At 62.6% G+C, this 19,244-nt stretch carries 22 protein-coding genes; 2 read left to right on the forward strand and 20 right to left on the reverse strand.

Annotated features, from left to right (window positions below; genetic code table 11):
* Nucleotides 1-455: 455 nt before the first annotated feature.
* The 3 genes from ACRARG_RS21255 to ACRARG_RS21265 form a co-directional block, all read right to left on the reverse strand.
* Nucleotides 456-662 carry a hypothetical protein gene (locus ACRARG_RS21255; protein ID WP_028093953.1) on the reverse strand — a complete coding sequence of 69 codons (207 nt, stop codon included), beginning with the start codon at nt 660-662 and terminating at the stop codon, nt 456-458.
* A 783-nt stretch (nt 663-1,445) separates the two neighbouring features.
* Entirely contained in the window at nt 1,446-2,258 is an 813-nt protein-coding gene (locus ACRARG_RS21260) for a hypothetical protein (protein WP_432692008.1), read from the reverse strand.
* Nucleotides 2,259-2,439: 181 nt separating this feature from the next.
* The gene (locus ACRARG_RS21265) at nt 2,440-3,369 is read right to left on the reverse strand and encodes a DUF2493 domain-containing protein (RefSeq protein ID WP_432692009.1); all 930 of its coding nucleotides are present in this window, start codon (nt 3,367-3,369) and stop codon (nt 2,440-2,442) included.
* A 624-nt stretch (nt 3,370-3,993) separates the two neighbouring features.
* Between ACRARG_RS21265 and ACRARG_RS21270 the strand changes: the two genes are divergently transcribed.
* Entirely contained in the window at nt 3,994-4,383 is a 390-nt protein-coding gene (locus tag ACRARG_RS21270) for a thermonuclease family protein (protein WP_043755224.1), read from the forward strand.
* A gap of 44 nt (nt 4,384-4,427) precedes the next feature.
* Here ACRARG_RS21270 and ACRARG_RS21275 read toward each other — a convergent pair whose 3' ends face one another.
* The 3 genes from ACRARG_RS21275 to ACRARG_RS21285 form a co-directional block, all read right to left on the reverse strand.
* The gene (locus ACRARG_RS21275; RefSeq protein WP_274838407.1) at nt 4,428-4,934 is read right to left on the reverse strand and encodes a JAB domain-containing protein; all 507 of its coding nucleotides are present in this window, start codon (nt 4,932-4,934) and stop codon (nt 4,428-4,430) included.
* A gap of 40 nt (nt 4,935-4,974) precedes the next feature.
* Complete coding sequence (locus tag ACRARG_RS21280) at nt 4,975-5,205, reverse strand: hypothetical protein (RefSeq protein WP_432692010.1); 231 nt, start codon at nt 5,203-5,205, stop codon at nt 4,975-4,977.
* Nucleotides 5,206-5,420: 215 nt separating this feature from the next.
* Complete coding sequence (locus tag ACRARG_RS21285) at nt 5,421-6,149, reverse strand: DUF736 family protein (RefSeq protein ID WP_432692011.1); 729 nt, start codon at nt 6,147-6,149, stop codon at nt 5,421-5,423.
* Between the two features lie 271 nt (nt 6,150-6,420).
* On the opposite strand from ACRARG_RS21285, the gene ACRARG_RS21290 reads away from it, so the two are divergent.
* Nucleotides 6,421-7,401 (forward strand): IS110 family RNA-guided transposase, encoded by a 981-nt coding sequence (locus ACRARG_RS21290; protein WP_432692012.1) that lies wholly within the window; start codon nt 6,421-6,423, stop codon nt 7,399-7,401.
* A gap of 36 nt (nt 7,402-7,437) precedes the next feature.
* On the opposite strand, the gene ACRARG_RS21295 is transcribed toward ACRARG_RS21290, so the two are convergent.
* From ACRARG_RS21295 to ACRARG_RS21355, 14 genes are all read right to left on the reverse strand, one after another.
* The gene (locus ACRARG_RS21295; protein WP_432692013.1) at nt 7,438-7,716 is read right to left on the reverse strand and encodes a hypothetical protein; all 279 of its coding nucleotides are present in this window, start codon (nt 7,714-7,716) and stop codon (nt 7,438-7,440) included.
* 81 nt (nt 7,717-7,797) lie between these two features.
* Nucleotides 7,798-7,956 carry a DUF5983 family protein gene (locus ACRARG_RS21560; protein WP_480382068.1) on the reverse strand — a complete coding sequence of 53 codons (159 nt, stop codon included), beginning with the start codon at nt 7,954-7,956 and terminating at the stop codon, nt 7,798-7,800.
* Nucleotides 7,957-8,079, reverse strand: a complete 123-nt coding sequence (locus ACRARG_RS21300; RefSeq protein ID WP_432692014.1) for a hypothetical protein — start codon at nt 8,077-8,079, stop codon at nt 7,957-7,959.
* Nucleotides 8,076-8,516, reverse strand: a complete 441-nt coding sequence (locus ACRARG_RS21305) for a DUF6915 family protein (protein ID WP_432692015.1) — start codon at nt 8,514-8,516, stop codon at nt 8,076-8,078. The genes ACRARG_RS21300 and ACRARG_RS21305 overlap by 4 nt, the downstream gene beginning before the upstream one ends.
* Before the next feature lies 1 nt (nt 8,517).
* Complete coding sequence (locus tag ACRARG_RS21310) at nt 8,518-8,733, reverse strand: DUF6878 family protein (RefSeq protein WP_432692016.1); 216 nt, start codon at nt 8,731-8,733, stop codon at nt 8,518-8,520.
* A gap of 30 nt (nt 8,734-8,763) precedes the next feature.
* Nucleotides 8,764-8,904 (reverse strand): hypothetical protein, encoded by a 141-nt coding sequence (locus ACRARG_RS21315; RefSeq protein ID WP_432692017.1) that lies wholly within the window; start codon nt 8,902-8,904, stop codon nt 8,764-8,766.
* A gap of 126 nt (nt 8,905-9,030) precedes the next feature.
* Complete coding sequence (locus ACRARG_RS21320; RefSeq protein ID WP_432692018.1) at nt 9,031-13,290, reverse strand: strawberry notch-like NTP hydrolase domain-containing protein; 4,260 nt, start codon at nt 13,288-13,290, stop codon at nt 9,031-9,033.
* Between the two features lie 109 nt (nt 13,291-13,399).
* Nucleotides 13,400-13,675 (reverse strand): type II toxin-antitoxin system RelE/ParE family toxin, encoded by a 276-nt coding sequence (locus tag ACRARG_RS21325; protein ID WP_432692019.1) that lies wholly within the window; start codon nt 13,673-13,675, stop codon nt 13,400-13,402.
* On the reverse strand, nt 13,662-13,961 hold the full coding sequence (locus tag ACRARG_RS21330; protein WP_432692020.1) for a type II toxin-antitoxin system RelB/DinJ family antitoxin: 300 nt from the start codon (nt 13,959-13,961) through the stop codon (nt 13,662-13,664). Before ACRARG_RS21330 ends, ACRARG_RS21325 begins: the two co-directional genes overlap by 14 nt.
* 50 nt (nt 13,962-14,011) lie before the next feature.
* Nucleotides 14,012-14,668, reverse strand: a complete 657-nt coding sequence (locus ACRARG_RS21335) for a DUF6927 domain-containing protein (protein WP_432692021.1) — start codon at nt 14,666-14,668, stop codon at nt 14,012-14,014.
* Nucleotides 14,668-15,261, reverse strand: coding sequence for a regulator (locus tag ACRARG_RS21340; protein ID WP_432692022.1), 594 nt, complete (start codon nt 15,259-15,261; stop codon nt 14,668-14,670). The genes ACRARG_RS21335 and ACRARG_RS21340 overlap by 1 nt, the downstream gene beginning before the upstream one ends.
* Nucleotides 15,262-15,331: 70 nt before the next feature.
* The gene (locus tag ACRARG_RS21345) at nt 15,332-17,290 is read right to left on the reverse strand and encodes a ParB/RepB/Spo0J family partition protein (RefSeq protein ID WP_432692023.1); all 1,959 of its coding nucleotides are present in this window, start codon (nt 17,288-17,290) and stop codon (nt 15,332-15,334) included.
* A 148-nt stretch (nt 17,291-17,438) separates the two neighbouring features.
* Nucleotides 17,439-17,828 carry a DUF3768 domain-containing protein gene (locus tag ACRARG_RS21350; RefSeq protein ID WP_432692024.1) on the reverse strand — a complete coding sequence of 130 codons (390 nt, stop codon included), beginning with the start codon at nt 17,826-17,828 and terminating at the stop codon, nt 17,439-17,441.
* A 61-nt stretch (nt 17,829-17,889) separates the two neighbouring features.
* Nucleotides 17,890-18,819: an ArdC family protein gene (locus tag ACRARG_RS21355; RefSeq protein ID WP_432692025.1), complete on the reverse strand. Its 930-nt coding sequence runs from the start codon at nt 18,817-18,819 to the stop codon at nt 17,890-17,892.
* Nucleotides 18,820-19,244: the final 425 nt, after the last annotated feature.

Here is a 19,244-nt window from a genome sequence, read left to right on the forward strand (position 1 = left end):
GCCTCGTATTCCGCTTCGGGCCGAGCACCGCAAGTGCGAGGCCCCGCCCGCAGGGCCAAAAAATCACCCCCCTCTTCGTCCGCACTCCGTCCGATCTTCTCCATGCCTGCGCCCGAGTTTCAGGCCGAACACACATGTGTTCGGACGGAAGCGAGGGACGGCGCATCTCTTCACCGACGGGGCTGACGGACAGGGTCAAGGGAGGCCAGATTTGGGCCACCAAATCTCTGCCGGAAAAACCGGCGGGCTCAAGCCCGACTGTTTTTGTGGATGGCCCCCTTGAGGCTGGCCGGCAGACCTGTTCCAGGCAATCTCTGATATCCCCCGTCAGGACCGCGCGCGGTCCTGACACCTTCCCGGGGACACCGGCCGAAGGCAGGGGTTCCCGGTCTTGGCGCAGCCCTCCCTGGAACAGGGAAAGGGCCGCCCTAGGGCGGCCCATCCTCGCCAGAGGATTACTCCTGCGGTTCCTTGGAGCTCGGCGGGAACATCACCAACTCCTGGACTGCGACGGGGAAGTCGAGTTTGAGGCTGAAGAACTCCGAGCCGTCCCCGTTGCGGGTGTTGCGGAACATCGCGCCGACGCGCTGGAAGCGGGTGCGCTCCTGACCTTCGTTGTCGGTGAACTTGACGGGAACGGTGGCGACGTAGTGGTTGGTCATTTGGGTCTCTCCTTTTTGCGATGGGGATCACCCGGCACGGGGGACAAGGGAGGTCCGCAAATGCAAATGCGGAGGGTCCGCGCGCCCCGCGCGTGGAAACCGTATTTGTGTTTGCCGGAGCGTGAGCGGAGGGCACGGACTGCCCGACCCCGTGCGATCCACATCTATGAGCAAAGAGGGGAGACCCAAATGTGCATCCCGCTCCTCAGCCGCCTTCGGTCCTGTCGGGTTGTGTCAGACATGACCAGGTCCGCGCCGCTTTCATCCAACCCGTCGGCGCGATGGTTCGCGTGCGCCCGATCGGCCCGACCGTGATCGTCTGCCTCAAGCTCGGCTTCCCCGTCGCCTGTGTGGCGATCCGGGGCGGTGATACAGCCGCAGGTCTGGCAGAAGAGTTGTCCGCCCGGACAGGTCGCCGTCATCGGGCGGCGCGGTCGTTGCGCTGCGCCCGCCCCAGCGATCTGCACCCGGACGGGCGGATCGCGTGGTTTCTGGCGCGCATGAGGGCAACCCCGCCGGCTGGCTCCGTCAGGAGACCGCCGCCGGGGTATGCCACTCAGCACGTCCAGAGGCCTCGTGTTCCGGGTGGAGGCCGGCACGGCCGGAACCTGCGAGCGCGGTGACGGCGGTGCAGCCGCCGGCAGGGGCCCGTCTTGACCGAACCAGTCACGGATTCGTGTGATCAAACCGCAGTATTTTGTCCAGTTGGAAGGACGAGCTGTCCAGCCGGGCCTCGGTCTGGCGGGGCTGACGAGATCATTTTATCGACTTGTTGCTCGACACTCATTTTGCGTCCAACTCGCCGAACTTTTCCAAATCGATGATCCGTTCGGGCGGAGTGGCGACCCGTTGCATCATGCAACAGTCAGTTCGCAGCTTGGCAATATCGAAACTGGGGTTCGCTACCTTGAATGCCCAGCTGTTCAGGAAGACGCGTGCAATCCCAGGAATTTCGCCCATGCCGATGATGTCAGAGTAGCTGAAGTGCGGATGAGCACCTCGAACGAGTTCTTCGCCACCAATGCGGACATGTACGATGATGGGAACGGTTTCCGAGTGGAGCAGGTGAAGGCCCGATTGATCGCCGAACAACCGCTGCACGACATGCTGATCAAACTCAGAGCCGTGACTCAAATAGTGGTCGAAACCATTCGCGAGACCCGATCGAGATAGACTGAAATGAACTTGTCCTTCCCGTCGGCCTTGCTTGTTTTTCGGGCCGACATCTTCAAGTACCTCGGCAAGTCGGTGTTCTAGATGATGCCACTGAGGATGGGTCTTGAGAATTTCGGTGAGTCTTTGCCTGCGGTCTGCGGCCACCAACGGACGCAGACCAAGTTGCTGCAAAGATAGGATTTCGTCCGGCAGCAAACGTGTACCATGGAAGACGCAGAATTCATGTGCTTGCAGCCAATCGTAAATCGCGTCTGACGCCGTTTCGATGTCCGTATGCCGAACCACGGAGTCGCCCGCATCCTCGATGAATTCAAAACTCGATGAAGCGAGGGTTTCGATCGCTTCCTTGCCTACCAGATCAACTGCCAGTTCGCGGAAAGACCCCTCCCAGGTCTCAAACTGATCGTAGTAAATAGTCATTTCTCTGGGGACCTGTGACAGTTGCCAACTGGCTTACCCGTCTAGCGTCTCAGGGGAATCTTGCAAAGGGTGTCATCGGCGAAGAGCTGCATCTAGTGAGTTCGATACGTCCGCTTGGTCGCATTTAGACGCCGACGTGAAAACGAGGCAAAAGGGCCGCCCAAAGGCGACCCTCTCTCATTCACGCGTCTGCCGTCTTCTTCGCCGGATCGGCGACCCGCATGACGGTGAGCCCCTTCGCCTCGGCCTTCTGCCCGAGGTTCAGCGCGACCCCGTTGCCTCCGAAGAGCACAACTCCCGTCGCAGCAAACTTGTCGTCCAGCATCTCATCGTTGCATTTGAAGGGTGCCGCCCGCCCATGCGCGGACCAGCGCGGATCGAAGCGCGCCTGTGCGACGCCGCGCGCCCGAGCCCACCGGGCGGCGATCATCTCGGCCCCATGCTTGCCGCCCTTGTGGCAGAGGAAGATCTCCTGATTGCGGTTCTGCTTGATCCGCTCGCGAACTTTGTCGAGTGTCGAGAAGATGACGTCGATATCAGTCCAGTCGGTTGCTCCTGAGACGATCAGAGGCACGCCTTCGACTTTCGACTTGGCCGCAGTCTCCCGATCATGCTGCTCCAGCAGCTGCCGCGCTTCGAAGACGGCCCCTGTTTCTTGCGCCCGTGCGCTCGCACGTGACCCTGCCGCCGGGATAAAGGCGTGGCCGGTCTCGACCTCGTAGCATTCTGCCGCTGCCTCGCTCATCACCTCAATGGCGCCCACGATCTCGCGGAGTTGCAGGAAGCGAGCTTGCGCCTCTTCCAGAGCGGTCTCGGCGATCTCTGATCCGTCATGGGACTTCGCCAGGGCACCGATCTTGTCGGCGGTTCGGTCCAACTCCTTGCCGGTTGCAACCTTTCGCCGCTGCAGAATCGTGGCGATCCCGTGCGCGAGCGGTTCGATCTCGGTCTCGAGACCGGTGCCACGCAGCTGGCCAAGCAGGGCCTCGAAAGTCTCGCGGACGATGCTGTCGGTCAGGACGTGATCCTCGGGGATGGGCAGCTCCGCGTCTTTCTCCGTCAGGCCGAAAAGTTCGATGGTCTCGTAGGCGTTCGTGTTCTCGTATGTCATGTTGGTGTCTCCAGATGTTCGGGGAACCACCACGTGAGTGTGGTGGCATGGCCGTACGTCTGGTTCACCGAATCTGTCCGGGTCAGGGACGGCGAAGCCGCCGGCGCGCCGGGCGCAAAAGTTTTCCGGGCGCATCGCCCACCACAGGCGCGTCATCGACCACTGGACTGCCCTCTTCACCCCCGCCGCCCTCGCCGAAAAGTTTTGCGATCCTTGAGGCGGGCTGATTTGGGGGCCATCCGGAGGATATGCTTCCGCACTCATGTGTGTGTTGTTGACGGTAGGTTTGCCCGACGCGAGCAGGCAAAGGGCGCGACCGGACGCGGGAGACGGATGGAGCGGCGGGATCGTTTTGCCCCGCAAAACAGACCGGAGCGCAATCCGGCGGAGCGGCCGGGGCGCGGCCTGCTCGCGAGACGGGCAAACCGGGATGCCAAGTGCTGCGCCGCGGTGAGGCCGCATGGCCGAATGCGCGACGGACCGCAGGGCCGTTCTCGCCTGCGACACGCGAAGCCGAGCGGGGGAGGCCGTCAGGCAGTGGGCGCTTCGGGCCAATTGATGCGATAAGGGTCTGAGAGTGTTACGCCCGGAAGAATGTGAACCCACCTGCAGAGGAGGCGGAAGTTGAAATATCTGATCCCGATCGTCGTGATCCTGCTGACATCACCAGCCATCGCGCAGGTGCAGATCCGGGACGCCGACACCATCGTCGTCTCCGGCACACCTGTGCGTCTGAATGGCGTCGATGCTCCCGAGCTCCGAACGCGGGCGGGCCGGGATGCCCGGCGCTGGATGGTGAACTACCTCGATGGCCGTTCGATAGAATGCGAGCTCAACGGCGAGCGGACCCATGACCGATGGGTGGGCATTTGTTACGCCGATGGTGAGGACATCGGCGCCGCGCTGATCGCGGCCGGTCACGCGCTCGATTGTCGGAGATATTCCGGAGGTCGGTATGCCCATCTGGAGACGCCGGCGGCGCGGTCGCGGATCAGGCGGGCGAGATACTGCTAGCGATACGACTGCCAGGGAGCTGCGCGGTGTTCCGTTGCGCCAACCTAGTCCGACAGCATTCCCGCCGCCCGCATGCTGAACGCGTTCTTCTCCCGACCAAAGCCGACGATGATGTGATCGTGAATGACGATCTCCATCACCTTGCAGGCCTCCACGATCTTGCGGGTGAGCTCGATGTCGGTCTGGCTCGGATGCGGATCGCCGGAGGGGTGGTTGTGGCAGAGGATGAGGGCAGAGGCATCGAGAACGAGGGCGGCGCGGAGCACCTCGCTGACATAGACCGGGACGTGATCGATGCTGCCGCGAGTCATGACCCTGTCGCGGATCAGCCTGTTCTTCCGGTCCAGAAGCAGCACCCGAAACACCTCGACCCGTTCATGAACGGCGTTCAGAGCCAGGTAGTCGGTCAGCATGGTCCAGGACTGCAGTGCGGAGGTCGAGCGGGCATGCCTGCGCAGGATGATGCGGGCGGCGTCGATGGTCGCGATCTCGGCTTCGGAGAAACCGGATGCGCCTCGTTCGGCAATCTTTTTGGGATCGTGCGGTATCATGTCGTTTCCAATCTTTTGAGAGGATCGCGGCCAGCGCCGCTCAGTTCATGCCTGCGATGACGAGGCCGCATTTCATGGAGGGGCGGCCGCAGGCCTCACGGAAGTCGGCGCGCTGATCCGGTTCGAGTTCGGCGGTATGATCGCAATCGGGCGCCATGCAGATCGCGGGCACGATGCTGCCCTGCGCATAGTCCTCCAGGAAGTCCGCGATCTCGGCATAGCCTTCGGCCTCGGCGAGCGTGACCAGCTTGGGATGGGTGAGATTGAACATGCGCTTAGTCCTTCTGTCGGAGTGAAACGAAAAGAGGGGAGCCGCGTCACTGCGGCTCCCCTCACGGGACTTGCCTCTTGGGGACAGGAGGCGCGGGCCGGTCGGAGACAGGACCGGCACCGCCCCGTCAGGCCGTTTTGGGAGGAAGATCAGGCCTGCACGGGCGAAAGCGCACCGGTTGCGCGGGGCGCCGGTTCTGTAGCAGTCGCTGCCTGTCAGCCGACCAGGGCGAGCCCGGCGTTGTCCGACCGGTCCTGGCCGGCGCTCTCGACAAAGGGAATGATCGAGAAGGTCTGGCCGCCGCGCTGCTCCTCGTTCTGCACGGCGTTTACCCGCAGATCGCCATCGGGCGTGTTGATGAGGAGCGAGACGTAGTCGTTGCCGGTGCGGTTGCTCTTCGCCATCCAGGCCGAACCCACGCGGATCGGGTGGCCGCGCGGCGAGGAGACCTCGATCCGGTAGTCGGGATGGGTTTCTTCGGTCTTGAAAGCGTTCTCGATCAGCATGAAGTCGAGGTCAAACATCATGTTGGCGATGTAACCGGCAAAGGCGTTGTCTGCATCCATCGCGGTCAGCTCGCCCGAGATCGAGCCGGACTTCATCGCACCGTTCGAGACCAGCGGGATGATCTCGAATTCACCGGTCATTGCTTCGCGTGCTTCCTTGGTCTGCACGGCGTTGACCCGGAAGGGCCCGAGACCGACATCGATCTGCATCGAGATGTAGGGATTGCCACTGGTGTTGCCGGTCTCGTTCCAGGCCGTGCCGATACGCACCTTCCGGCCCGACTTGTTCACCGCGGTCACATCAAAATCCGGGCTGCGCTCGGACATCTTCGTCCGGCTCTCGAGCTGGATGGCGATGTCGAACCGGGTGGAGTGGATCATACCGGAATAGGCGGTGGCTGCGGTCTCGGCGTTCCTGGTCAGGGTTCCTGCGAACATGGGTCTTCTCCTTGGGTTTGCCGGTGCCCGGCTTCCTGCCAGAGCACGCGGGATTGCTTTTCGACCCCTCATGGGATCGCAAAACCCAAAGCCCTCTTGTATCTTTGATGGTGCGACGGTGCCCCCAGCGGAACGTCGAAGTCTGGGAACGGCATTGCTAACCATCCCGGGGGAAGTCGGACCGAAAGCCTGCGGGTAATAACGTACCGAAGGAAAGAATGGTCGGCTTCCAAAGATGGAACTGTTCTGAACAGATGGAGGGGAGTCACCGATGTCCCGGATACAAGAAAAGAAGACCATCACCACGGCGACCTCCCCATTCATTGTCATTGGGGTCGACGTCAGCAAGGATCAGCTGGACGTGTATGTTTCGCCGGCTGGCAATCATCACAGCTTCAAGAATGACGCTGGAGGCGTTGCCGAACTGGTCAACGTCTGCCGAGATCACGATGCCGATCTTGTGGTCCTCGAGGCGACGGGACGCTATCACAGGAAGGCGCATGAAACGCTTCATGGGGCTGGTGTTAGGACTGCTGTCGCGAACCCTGCTAGAAGCAGGAACTTCGCGAGGTCAGTAGGTCGCCTGGCCAAGACCGACAGGATCGATGCGCAGGTCCTGGCTGAGTATGGTGAAAGAGTTCGACCTCCGGCGAGTACACCGCCTTCCAAGCTGCAAGCAAAAATTGCTGAGATTACAGTCGCTCGCAGGCAAATCGTCGATGAAATGAAGATCCTGAAACAGCAGCAAACACAGACACTGGACGACCTGGTGATCGCGCAGATCGCGGCGCGCATTTCTCTGTGTCAGTGTCACTGCAAAGATCTCGAACAGCTATTGGCTGTATTGCTTCAAGAAGACGATGGCATCAGGCGAAAGCATGAAATCCTTACATCCATTCCGGGCATCGGCCTGACCACTGCTGCAACATTGATATCCGAGCTGAACGAACTGGGCGGCGCCAATGCCAAGCAGATCGCATCTCTTTCCGGTGTCGCGCCCATGAACCGTGATTCAGGCAGCTTTCGCGGAAAACGCAAGATCGGCGGCGGACGCAAACCAGTGAGAGACGTCATGTACATGGCTGCCGTCGTCGCGATCCGCTGGAACAAGGACATGGCCGCGTTCTATCAGCGCCTCAAGAAGGCGGGCAAACCTTTCAAAGTCGCAATCACCGCCGTGATGAGAAAGCTCCTCATACTCGCGAACACGCTTCTCAGCGAAAACAGGCTCTGGTCAGAAACGCAGCCTTGATTTTCAAGACAGATGCTTTCCTTTCTCTCCTGCCCGTCAGCCCGGCCCGGCGGTAGACGAGGTGTCCGACGTCGCCCCGCGCACCACCCTCCCCTGCGCTGTCGCGCCATCATGGCCCGGCTCCGATATGAAGAAGTCGGCCTCGGCCCCGTTCAGCCGTCGGCCGCTCCGGTCGGTCAGACCGATCGTGCTGCCGTTCCGCACAAAGGTGATGAGGTATTGGCCGAGGGTGTCCCGATGCACCCGGTAGCCCTCGTTCGCCCAATGGACAGATTTGCCGGCATCCACGGCGGCCTTGATCTCGGCGATGTTCATCTGGATCTCCATTTCCAATGTTGGCGTTGGAAGCACAGAGGCCCGATCCGTGGATCGGGCCTCTGTGCAACCGCATTCGATCTACCAGTCGAAGACCTCGAGATAGGGGACTGGCGGGACATCCCGATCGAAGAGGACGTAGTCGCAGCCCGCATCCATCGCCAACGCCATGACCGTCTTGAAGGCGTCGCAGTCGACGCCTTCCGGCAGATCGGCGAGCGTCTCCGGGACAGAGAACAGCTAGCCATATTCGTTCCGCATGGACGGCGATTTGGCAAAGAGCCCGTTCTCGATGTCCTGCGCGGTTGGCGCGGGCAGATGTGTGGTGCTGCAATCGTAGAACCTGCGGACGTTGCGCATCATGATCCCCTCGCCTCCATCCAGTCCTTGAGGCCGAGGATCGTCTTGCCCTCAGCCACCTCGGCCAGCCATTCCGAGCGCGGATCGCCGACGGGCTCATGCGCCTGCCGGTCGATATGCCCATTGGCCATCCAGGGTTCTGGCTGGATCCGCCCGAGCCAGTCGGCGAGGCTCGGGATGCGGCCCTGGCAGTCTTGGCGGACATGCTGCTCGCCGATCCAGCGGATGGGAATCTCGCGCCCCGCCCCGTTGGTGAGGGAGAGCCCGAAGACACGTTCGGCCTCGAAGATGCCTTGCGTGTGATGGCGCAGAGCACGGTGGGTGAAGATGGCGAGATGCTCCTTTGAGGCATCGAACCAGTCGTGAACGGCCTGATAGTCGGATCGCGTTCCGCCATACTTCCGGGCGGAACTTTCGGCATGATGGAGGGGATGGGCCATGTCAGAGCCCCTCGTCATGGCTGTGGGAGCACTCGACATAGCGGTCGGCATGATCGAGCGTGATGCTGTCGGCGGTGACATCCCAGGTCAGCGTGCCATAGCCGCCCCCGTTGTTCTCGAAGCCCGGATGCTGATGATAGGCGACGGACAAGGCGAAGTCGCCGAGCTTCGTGCAGAGTTCGTCAGGAAGCGCAATGCCCACCGGCTGCACCGTCACGTCTTCGATATTCCCGGAATCGCCGTAGCCCTAGTATTCGGCGGTGACCTCGGTGATGCCGAGGCCTCGCAATTGCGGGAGCAGCTCGTTTCGGGTGGCCTTGTTGGCGGCGTCGCGCTCGGCCTGCCATTTTGCCATCGTCTCGGCGAAGGTGCTCTCGGAGTTGGTCATGGGTCTCGTCCTTGTGTCTGAAAGTGGGGGAAGGCGCCGAGGGGTCCAGAGACCCGCCACGACGCCGTAACGCGAGGGGGCAAAGCACCCTTCCGCGTTCCCCCGACCCAAGGCCCACTTTCCCTTTCAGGCGGCGCGATCTGCCGCCGTTGGAGACCCTTCCCCCACGATCCGAGCCAGGATAGCGGCGGTATCAACACCCTCCTCGTGGGGCACGAAGACCCGAAGCTGGAAGGCGATGATCTCGGTGAAACACCCGACCGCCTTCAGACCCTCGATGGCACCCTTATCGGCCCCGTCGATCTCGAGGCGGGCCGCGCCCGCGACGCGGCGGCGGGTGAGCGTGAGACCCCGGCCCAGATCGACCGGCGCGGTGGATCCGAGCGCGGCCGTCAGCATGTCCTGCGAGGTTTTCGGTGTGCCGACCATGAACCGCGCACGCAAGGCCGCGGCGCCGTCCTCGCTGACGGTCCGGCCGATCATGCTTGCCTGCCCCTCCGGCGTGACGCGGTAAATGCGCTCGTTTCCCGAGGGGATGTCCTTCCAGATCGGCAGCAGCAGCCCGGTCAGCAGGTAAAGCTTCGTCGTCGTCACCTTGGGCAGGCCATCGGCCTCTTCATCCCAAAGGCGGATGAATTCAGACTGCTCGATCTCTTCCCAGGCGGAAGCCTGGAACTTCCCTTCCTCGACATAGGTGGACCCGCTCGGGCGTGTCACCTTGCGCATCAGCGTGACGATCTCCTCGTCATACATCTGCATCGGGCGAGCGGAGATGAGCGCCGCGCGGCCTGAAGCGCGGTTGATCATGGGCAGCTTGTCGGGGTTCCGGTCCAAAGCTTCTTCTGCCGAGAGCACATGGACTGGGTCGGTCACCTCGAGTCCGACGATCCGTGTCACCGCCCTGGAACGCGGACAGGTCCAGAGATCCTCCACCGAGACCTGTTCGATCCTCTCGCCGCGCAATGTTTCGACGCCGAGATCGAGCGTGCCGGCGGCCCGCGCCCGCTCGGTCTGATCGGAGATCCGGGCCATGAACTCGGCAAAGAGCGCGTTCTGCATATGGATCGGCAGCGCCAGCACCCGGTTGAGGAAGCGCTGGATCGGTGGGAGTTCCTCCAGGAGCACGCCATCCTGGTCGATCAGTCGCAGCGCGGTCCAATCCGTGAACTGCTCATAGCTCATGGCCCCGGCACGCCCGGCGGCCAGGTCGGCGTAATAGCCGCGCAGCGCACCCCTTGCGATCGGGCTCTCGAGATTGTCCTCCTCGCGGAACATGCCCTGGGAGCCGGTCTCGCGCTGGCCCTTGGTGAGGGCGCCCAACTGATCGAGCCGCCGGGCGATCGTCGAGGTGAAGCGTTTCTCACCGTGCACATCCGAAGTGCAGACCCGGAAGAAGGGTGCTGACACTTGGGCCGAACGATGCGTGCGCCCGAGCCCCTGGATCGCGGCGTCTGCCCGCCAGCCCGGCTCCAGCAGATAGTGTCGCCGCCGTTTCTGGTTCTTGGCCGTTTGAGCCGCATGGTAGGAGCGACCTGTCCCGCCGGCATCGGAGAAGATCAGGATGTCCTTTTCGCCGTCCATGAAGGCGCGGGTTTCCGAGGAATTGCTGTTGGCGCTGCGCTTTTCGATAAACAGGGCCCCGTCGCAGGATTTCAGGGGTCGAATGGAGCGCCCGGTTACTTCGGCCACGGCCTCATCGCCGAAGGCCCAAAGGATCTGGTCGAGCGTGGCGGGAATAGGCGCAAGCGACATCAACTCCATCATTGCCGCATCGCGCAAGGCCTCGGCCTCGCGCGAGACCACCAGGGCACCATTCGCATCCCGTAGCGGTTCGGCAATCATGTTCCCGTCGATCTCGACCAGCTTCTGGGCGTGGATCGGGAAAGCCTGTTCGAGGTAAGAGAGCACGTAGTCGCGGGGCGTCAGCGCACCTTCCACGAGCTCGTCTTCCGGGTCCATCGCCTCGAGCCGCCGCTTCAACAGGCTCTCGCCCGTGGAGACTACCTGGATGACGCAGGCAAATCCCTCGGCCAAATCATTTTCAATGGCACGGATGACGGTCGGGGCTTTCATGCCCATCAGAAGGTGGTTGAAGAAACGCTGTTTGGTGCTTTCGAAACGGGACTTGGCCGAGGCCTTGGCGGCGGAGGCGTTGGTCTGGCCGGAGGCATCATCGACGCCGGTCGCGGTCAACGCCGCCTCGAGATTGCGATGGATCGTCCGGAACGCGCCCGCATAGGCGTCGTAAATCTCGATCTGGGCGGGTGTCAGCGCATGCTCGAGCACGTCATATTCAACCCCATCGAAACTGAGCGCCCGCGCAGTGTAGAAGCCGAGCGTCTTCAGATCCCGGGCCACCACCTCCATCGCCGCCACGCCTCCGGCCTCCATCGCGGAAACAAAGCTCTCGCGACTCGGAAAAGGATAGTCCGGGCCCTGACCCCAGAGTCCGAGGCGGGAGGCATAGGCCAGGTTCTGCACGCTGGTGGCGCCGGTTGCCGAGACATAGAAGACCCGCGCCCGGGGCGCGGCGAGCTGCAGGCGCAGCCCTGCGAGGCCCTGCTGGGAGGGCTTGACCCCCCTGCCCGCGTCGGACCCGGCCGCATTCTGCATGGCATGGGCCTCGTCGAAGGCCACGACGCCGTCGAACCCGTCGCCCATCCAGTCTTGAACCTGGCTGAGCCGGGTCGTCCCGCATTTGCCCGCCGAGCGTAGCGTTGCATAGGTCATGAAAAGGATGCCATCGCCCATCGGAATGGGTTGATCCGGCTTCCATTTCGAAAGCGGCTGGATGTCGGCGGGCGAGCCGCCGAGATCGGTCCAGTCGCGAATGGCGTCCTCAATGAGCGTGGCGGATTTGGAAATCCAGACCGCCTTGCGTCGTCCGGCGAGCCAATTGACCAGGATGAGCCCGGCGCATTCCCGACCCTTGCCGCAGCCGGTGCCGTCGCCGAGGAAGTAGCCGAGACGATAGGCCCTCGCCTCCGGATCGTCGTCGGCGCGGGTCATCCGGGTCTGGTCCTCGTCGATCGTGAACCGCCCCGGCAGGTCGCGCGCGTGGACATCGTTCGCCATGAGGATGGTTTCGAGCTGGGCCTCGGAGAGGTGCCCCCCCTCGATCAGGCGGCCGGGCAGGCGCAGATCGGCGGCGGCTTCGTTCGACGGGACCGGGGGTGCGACCGAGGCCATGGCGATACTTTCGACCAGAGGCGTGGGATGTTTCTGGGCCCCCGTGATCTCGATCCGCTGCGGGCGGTAGCGGGCATAGATGTCCGAAACGGGCGTGTTTTCGCGGGGCGTGTCGAGGACGGTGAAGGCCAGCGGGATGGCGGCATGCGATTTGGGTTTGGCAGACGCCACCGGGGCGATTGGGCGCTGACGTGCGATAGGGACACCGACCCGGCGCGACCCACGCCGTGTCTGCACACTGGTCTTGACAAGAGGGGCGACCGGCCGGGTTGCGGCGATGTCATCGACGATTTGCCGCGCCGCATCCAGATCGTCGACAGCTGTGCGGACGATCTCGACGTCCTCCTGCACCTTGTCGAAGACCATGAGCTGGGTTTCGGCGGTGGTGCCGAGCTTGCGGTAGGCGCGGCCTGGGATAGCAAGCGCAAGGCGCGGCTTCGCGATGGCCGAGGCCCGTGCCCAATGGGCCGCGTCCCGTTCCGGCGTGAAGCCCATCGGCATGATCGCCACGAGACGTCCGCCCGGCGCGAGGCGCTTGGCAGCGCCGATTAGATGTTTCGCCGCGATGTGCCTGTCCCGCGACCGATCGACCGAGGATGCGAAGGGCGGGTTCATCACTATGACGCCCGGAAGGTCGGAGGTTTGGAGAAGGTCGTCGATATGCTCGGCGTCGAGGCTACTCACCTCGCTTTCGAACACCGCCTCGAGAAGCGCACGGCGGAAGGGATCGATCTCGTTGAGCATCGGCTTGCCGCCGGCGCGGACGGCAAAACCCGCCAATGCGCCGGTCCCGGCCGATGGTTCAAGGAAGGTTTCGCCGGGGCGGATAGCGGCGGCACGCGTGACCAGCGCCGCATAGGGCAGCGGCGTCGAGAATTGCTGCAAACGGATCTGCTGCTCGGAGCGCCGCGTCTCCGTCAGAAGCCGTGTGGCGAGCATCTTCGCGCCTGAGAGCGTCTCCAGACCGCTCTCTCGGACCAGCTGCATCACCGCCGCAGCCTGCATCAGGTCATAGGCCATGCGCCAGGACCACGCGCCGCCGGCATCGCTACCGCCAAAGGTCTCGCGCATGATCCGGGCAAGAGACGAGCTCTTGAGCGGTTGCTTTTCAATCTCGCTGCCGATCAGGCGAATGGCCTGCAGAAGTTGAGGTTTCGATGGGAATTGAGGTGGGAGTTCCGGGTTTCGGCTGTCCATGTCGTCTGTCCTTTGAGTCAGGTTGCGGGTCTGACAGGACAGAAAGCCCTCTCTTCACTTTTGAGGTGTCGAGAGGGCCAGGAATTGGGACGGCTTCAGGCCATCCCGATCAGGGCCATAGTTGTGCGGCGTGCAGGATGCGCAAGATGGTCACGGTGTCGGGGTCTTCAGCGTAGACCACGATGTAGTTCGGGCGCACAACCATCTCGCGGGTACCGTCGACACGGCCCACACGATACATCTGTGGATGCTCCGGTAATCTGGAAGTCTTGACCTCGATCTCGTCCTTAAGGGCCTGCGCGGCATCTGGATTGTCGTCGGAGATGTAGTCGATGATCGCCAGAAGGTCGGCGATGGCAGTGGCTTTCCATTCAAGATCGGGCACGTCGCTTCCCGTCAATCAGCGCCTGAGCGTCCTGCATCACCTGGGCCTGTGTCTTTGCCGGATGCGGATCGTCCAGGGCTTCCTGCACCTTGGCCCGAAACCATGCGTCATAGGCGTCGGGATCGGCGGTCAGTCCCGCCGGCAGCCCACCTTCCGCAGCGACGCGGGTCAAGAGGATGCGCACCGCATCGGAAAGAGTCAGACCGACACCGGCGAGCGCATCCGAGGCTTGCGCCTTGAGTTGGTCATCAACACGGACGTGGAGCATGGATGTCTGGGCAGGCATGGTCGGACCTCCTTTGGTCGGCGTTTATGTATCTCATTTGAGATACAACATCAAGGCCCCTTCCCGGCGAAGAACTCCGCCAGGACCGGACTCGCCGCACTCTTCGCCGAGCTGAGGAGTTCCGACCCTGCGAGCGAGGCTTTCGACAGACGGACGAGCCCACCGGTTTCCTCGATGCGATAACACCGGCGCTTCTGCCCTCCGCGCCGGTAGTGGGTGGCGGTCACGATCTGGCAGGTGCTGCCATCGCTCAGCGTCACAGGCGCGGCCAGTTTGATCTTGTCGCCCTCGTCGTAGTCCGGGATCGCCGCCCAGTCGCGGCAGCGCTGGCGCCAGGCATGGGCATAGCTGTCGGGATCCTTCAGCTCGGACAACAGGGCGAGAAGACCGAGCGGCGCCCGCGACTCCACCGGTCCGGTGCTCTCCTCCATGTCCTTGTAGCCCCAGCAGCCATCATCATAGCGGGTCAGGAAGACGGCCCCGAAGGTGATCGACCCGTCGTCGTCGGTGGCGTAGGTTACATCCTCGACCGGCGACGCGTCGATACTCGTGACCTTGGCTGCGGCATACCAGGTCGACCCGACCTTGCAGGCCTTGAGAAGCGCCGTCTTACGAGTGTCGGTCTCGAAGGTGCAGAGCCGGGCGATTTCAGCCTTTTCGTCCGCGTAAGTTTTCACGCGGCGATCAGTATAGAAGACCCAGCCCACTATGCCACCCTCCGGTCATCGATCTCGATGAGCGCGTCGAGCGGCACCCGGTAGGGCAGCATCTCGTCGAAATCCTCGCAATTGCCGAAGTTCTGCACGATGGCATAGGTGTCGGTGGCGTCCCTGAGGATCACCCGGAACGTCCCACCAAGACCGGAGGGCACGTCGTAGGTACCGCCGATCAGGTAGTCAGCGGCGCGGCGCAGGAAGACGCGGATCATGTGGCCGTCAGTGGCCAGCCGGATGATGTCATGACCACGGTCGATGAGCATCTGCACGTCGTCGAGAATGTCCGTGTAGAACTGGCCCGTCAGATCGCGGAAGGCCGCCTGTCGTTCGGCCATCCAGTCTGGATCGCGGAACGGGTTGATGCCCTCGGCGAAGGCGTAGGAGGGATCGGCGCGTTCGGTTGTGACGATCCGCGTCGTCGTGCCGTCGATGCCGTTCGAGCGCAGATGCGCACCAGTGCCGCCGATTAGGATCAGGGCGGGTTTGCCCACCGGCCCGTTCCAGTTGGGAAGGAAGGTGGAACAGTCGCGCGCATGCGCGATCTGGGCCGCGACGCTCGCGGCGGAGAAGCTGAGAAGGGACATGAGATTTACCTGTAAGATGGAGGGAGGGGTGCGACCCGCGGCGGACATGCCGGGCGGGCCGCCTGCTCGATCAAGCCGCTTCTGCGACCTCGGTTGCGTCTTCGGGTGTCTCGGCTGGCTCGACGCCAGCCGTCTGCATCATCGGCGGGCACCAGGCCGCGACTGCCGCGCGCTGCGCCTCCGTTAGCGTGGCGAAGGGCTCAGCGAAGAGCTTGTCGCAGAATTCGACGACTTGCTTCTTGGTCGAAGAGGCCAGGGTCACCGCCTCCTGCGCGAGCCCCAGCTCCTCACCGAGAATTTTCAGAAGCCAGGCTTTCTTGAAGCGGTTGAAGAGTGCCGCGTTTGGCGTCCAATGCGCCCGGATGTCCGGCATGATCTCAACTTCGAAGTCATGCATCAAGCTGTCGCGCTGCCGGTCCCGTGAGAAGCAGGATTGCGTGGTCGCCGCCGTGGCAAAGGCCACGAGTTTCGCCTTCTCGCCCGCGTCGAGCGCCCGGAAGAGCGCGAACTGATCTGCAGGGGATTTCGCGTCATCGGCCCAGGAGAGGTCGAGTGCGTCATGGGCCTCGGCCACCTGTTCAAGCGAGGTGCCGTCGATCTCGTCCATTTTGGCGTGGGTACGATACTCCTGGCGCGCATCGACCTTGATCGCTTGGGTGACGCCCAAACCGCTGGTCAGCACATCCGTGACCAGTTTGAAGAGCGTGAGGTCGAGCGTCGCCTCTGGATGCATCGCCATGGCCGCGCCGAGCGCCATCGCCCGCTCGGTCTTCAGGTCCTCGGTGAGCGAGGCGGGATAGGTGATCTGATCGCCGTCTACGACGCCCTTGTCGCTCGGTGCACCGGTGCCTTTGCCAGAACGCTCCGCCTTGTCTTCAGGGCGCACCATCCCGACATGCAGGGAGATCCTGCCATGCGACCAGGACGCGATCACGCCGGAACGGGCAAGATCCTCGGTGCTATAGGCCTCCTGGAGGTCCCGCGTCTCGGCTTCCAGCGCGTCCACGCGTTCGTAGAGTTCATTGTACGCCTCGTCCTCGAGCTCTTCGTTTTCCATCTCGTGTTCGAGCTTCTCAAGCTCGGCGGTGATCTCGTCGACGCGTCTCGAACCCTTCTCGTCGGGCTCGACCGGACCCGGATAGACCCGGCCATAATCCGCCATGGCGGCATAGTCGTACTGGATGACCGCATCCGCCCAGGCAAAGCCGATCTCTGCCCGCGCCTCTTCGGCGGCGGCGGCAAGTTTTTCCAGCAGGATCGTTTCCACCAGCGCGGAATCCTCGAGCACGGAATGCTCATCAAGCAGATCGGCCGCGATTGCACCGCCACGTGCCTCGTAGTCTTTGCGCACGAAGGCCCCGATATCGTCGCTGACCTGGACACCGCGGGACTTCAGCGCGTTCCGCACGGTGTAGGCCTGGACATAGTTGTCCTCCTTGGTGAGCGCCTCGAAGACCTCGCGTTGCACCTCCTGGCTGGGATGATCGGCGAAGGCTTTCATCGTATCGAGCGTGATCGATTTGGCGCGGGCCGCGGCGCGGATATCGGGATGGATGAGCCCGTAGCGCAGCCGGCCTTTGACAGCGGCGACCGTGGTACCGAAGGTCTTGGCGATGGTTTCCGGCGTCTGGCCATCGACCTCCATCATCCGGGCGAAGGCCTCGAACTCGTCGATCGCATTCATCGGGGCCTGGGTGATGTTTTCGGCGAGCGAGAGCGCGCTGGTCACATCACAATCGTTGGGGACCAGGCGGCAATCGATCTTCGTGCTGTTGGAGAAGCCCTTGGCGGTCTTGTCCGCAACAAGTTCCAGCAGGGCCGCGTGACGACGGCCACCGGCGAGCACCCCGAACTTGCCGTCAATCTTCTGGACGAGCAGCGGTTGCAGGAGGCCCAATACGGCGATGCTGGCCTTGAGATGCGCGATATTCTCGGAGGCGTAGGTCTCGGGGGAATTGGTCCGTACGTTCGCGGGATGGGCGACAAGATCGCCGATGGCGACGGTGGTGGGTTTGAACGACTGAGTCATGACATGTCCTTCTCGACGTGATTGAGAGGGCCGCGCGTTTCCGTGCGACCGATCCCCGGATCCGGGAACCAACAGGACAAGAGGCCCACTTTCCCTTTCGGAGGGTCAGCGGGCCTGTCGGCGATGGAAGGTTGGGGTGCGGCCTGCCCTACCAGTCGCGCGCCATCATGACGGTCAGCACGCGCATGGTGGTCTCGGGGTTCTCGGGCGTCTCCGCGCCATAGCGGAAATCGGAACTGGCCTCATACAGATCCAGTTTCCAGAACACGGTCTCACCCCGGATCGTCACCGCCCCGAAATCGTGCCAGCCTTCGGGATCGTTTTCCGGCTCGAATGTATCAAAAGCACCGGTGGCCTGAACGGCTTCTGTGACGAAACCATCGCCTGCCTCGATCAGGGACTGGGTAACGACGAGGCGGCCCTGGATCAGCTGATCCGGGGCGATGCCAAGGCAGGCAAACCTGCGAAAAGCATCGTTCTGAGCTGCGATGATGGTGGCGTTCGGTCGGGGATAGTCTGCGGGTTCGGCATGGCTCATGGGTCTGTCCTTTCGGGATGTGTTGAAACCACCAGACCCAAAGCCAGCTTTTCCTTTCTCCTCAGGCGGCCTTTTCCGCCTCCCCTGCCCTTCCCGCCTCCGAGGCCGCGACGAGATAGTCACAGGCACGCTGCGCGTCCGCCGCATGTTTGAAGATCGCCCGCTTGTCCGAGCGGAGTACGCGCACCCAGTTGTCGAGATAGGCCGCGTTCAGCTCCAGCGTATGCGCGGAGAACCCGAGCTTCTGCCCCAGAAATACCGTACAGAGCTCGGCCACGATTTCTTCGCGGGCATAGGCCGTGTTCCCGAACCGAGCATCGCCATAGCTGCGGTTCAACCGATGCCGGGGTTTCGTCCAATGACCCAGCTCATGACCCCAGACGGCGTAGAAATTCCGCGGGTTCCCGAAGAGCTCGATCGGGGGCATGTAAATCTTGTCGAGGTTCGGAACATAACATGCTTCGCGACCAGAGAAGCTGACATTGGCACCGATTGCCTCGAAGAAGCTCTGCATATGCGGGATCGGTACGCGTTCGGGATGAACTTCCGGTTCGGCCGCAGCGGGATGGAAGCGAGGGTCCAGCCCCTCGATCTGATCGGCATTAAAGACGCGGTAGGACTTCATGAAGGGGATGGTTTTGGGGTCTTCGGATTCCCCCTCGTCTTCGTTGACGCCTTCCTCACGGTCCCGTTCGGTAGTGCCGTAATAGACGACCACCGACGATTTCGAGCCCTTGATGATCTTCGCATCTAGCTCATTCGCCTGCCTCAGTGTCATCCAGTATGGAGATGTGTATCCGGCCACCATGGTGCGCATGGTCAGCAGGAAATTGTTGATGCCCTGGTAGGGCTCACCGTTCTGGCGAAGGGGCACCGAACTGCCGCCGACCCGCCAGGGTTTGCGCCAGGGCAGCACGCCCCGGTCGATGATTTCGATGAGTTCGTTGGTGATCGACGCCGCGGCATCGAACCTGGGTTTTAACCTGGCCATGGGTGGTCTCCGATGTCTGAAGGAGCGCACGGAAACCGTGCGCGGATCGGAGAACGGTATTTCTGGAAATCAGCGCTGCGGTGGGGGAGCAGGATCCCTCGGGAACCCCGCCGGCCCTCTTTCCCGCCTTCTCCGGATCCAACCGGGCCCAAGGCCAGCTTTCACTTTTTTGGCGCTTCAGGACAAAATCCAAAGGTGGCACCGGCAAAAAAGGAAGATCAACGCTCGCGAACAACGTTTTGGCGAGCAGGGATTTCCGTTGAGTTGCCTGTTTCAGGCAACTCCCTCAAACTTCCGATATCAAGTGTGGACGTGTCGCGGTTTGATGCCGCTCCTTTGATAGCATTTACTGCAGCAAAGGAGACGAACTATGGGACTGAAACGGACGGACGAATTTCGCGCTGATGCGGTGCGGATTGCGCTGA

The sequence above is a fragment of the Pseudooceanicola profundi genome (assembly GCF_050897955.1).
Lineage (GTDB): Bacteria > Pseudomonadota > Alphaproteobacteria > Rhodobacterales > Rhodobacteraceae > Pseudooceanicola.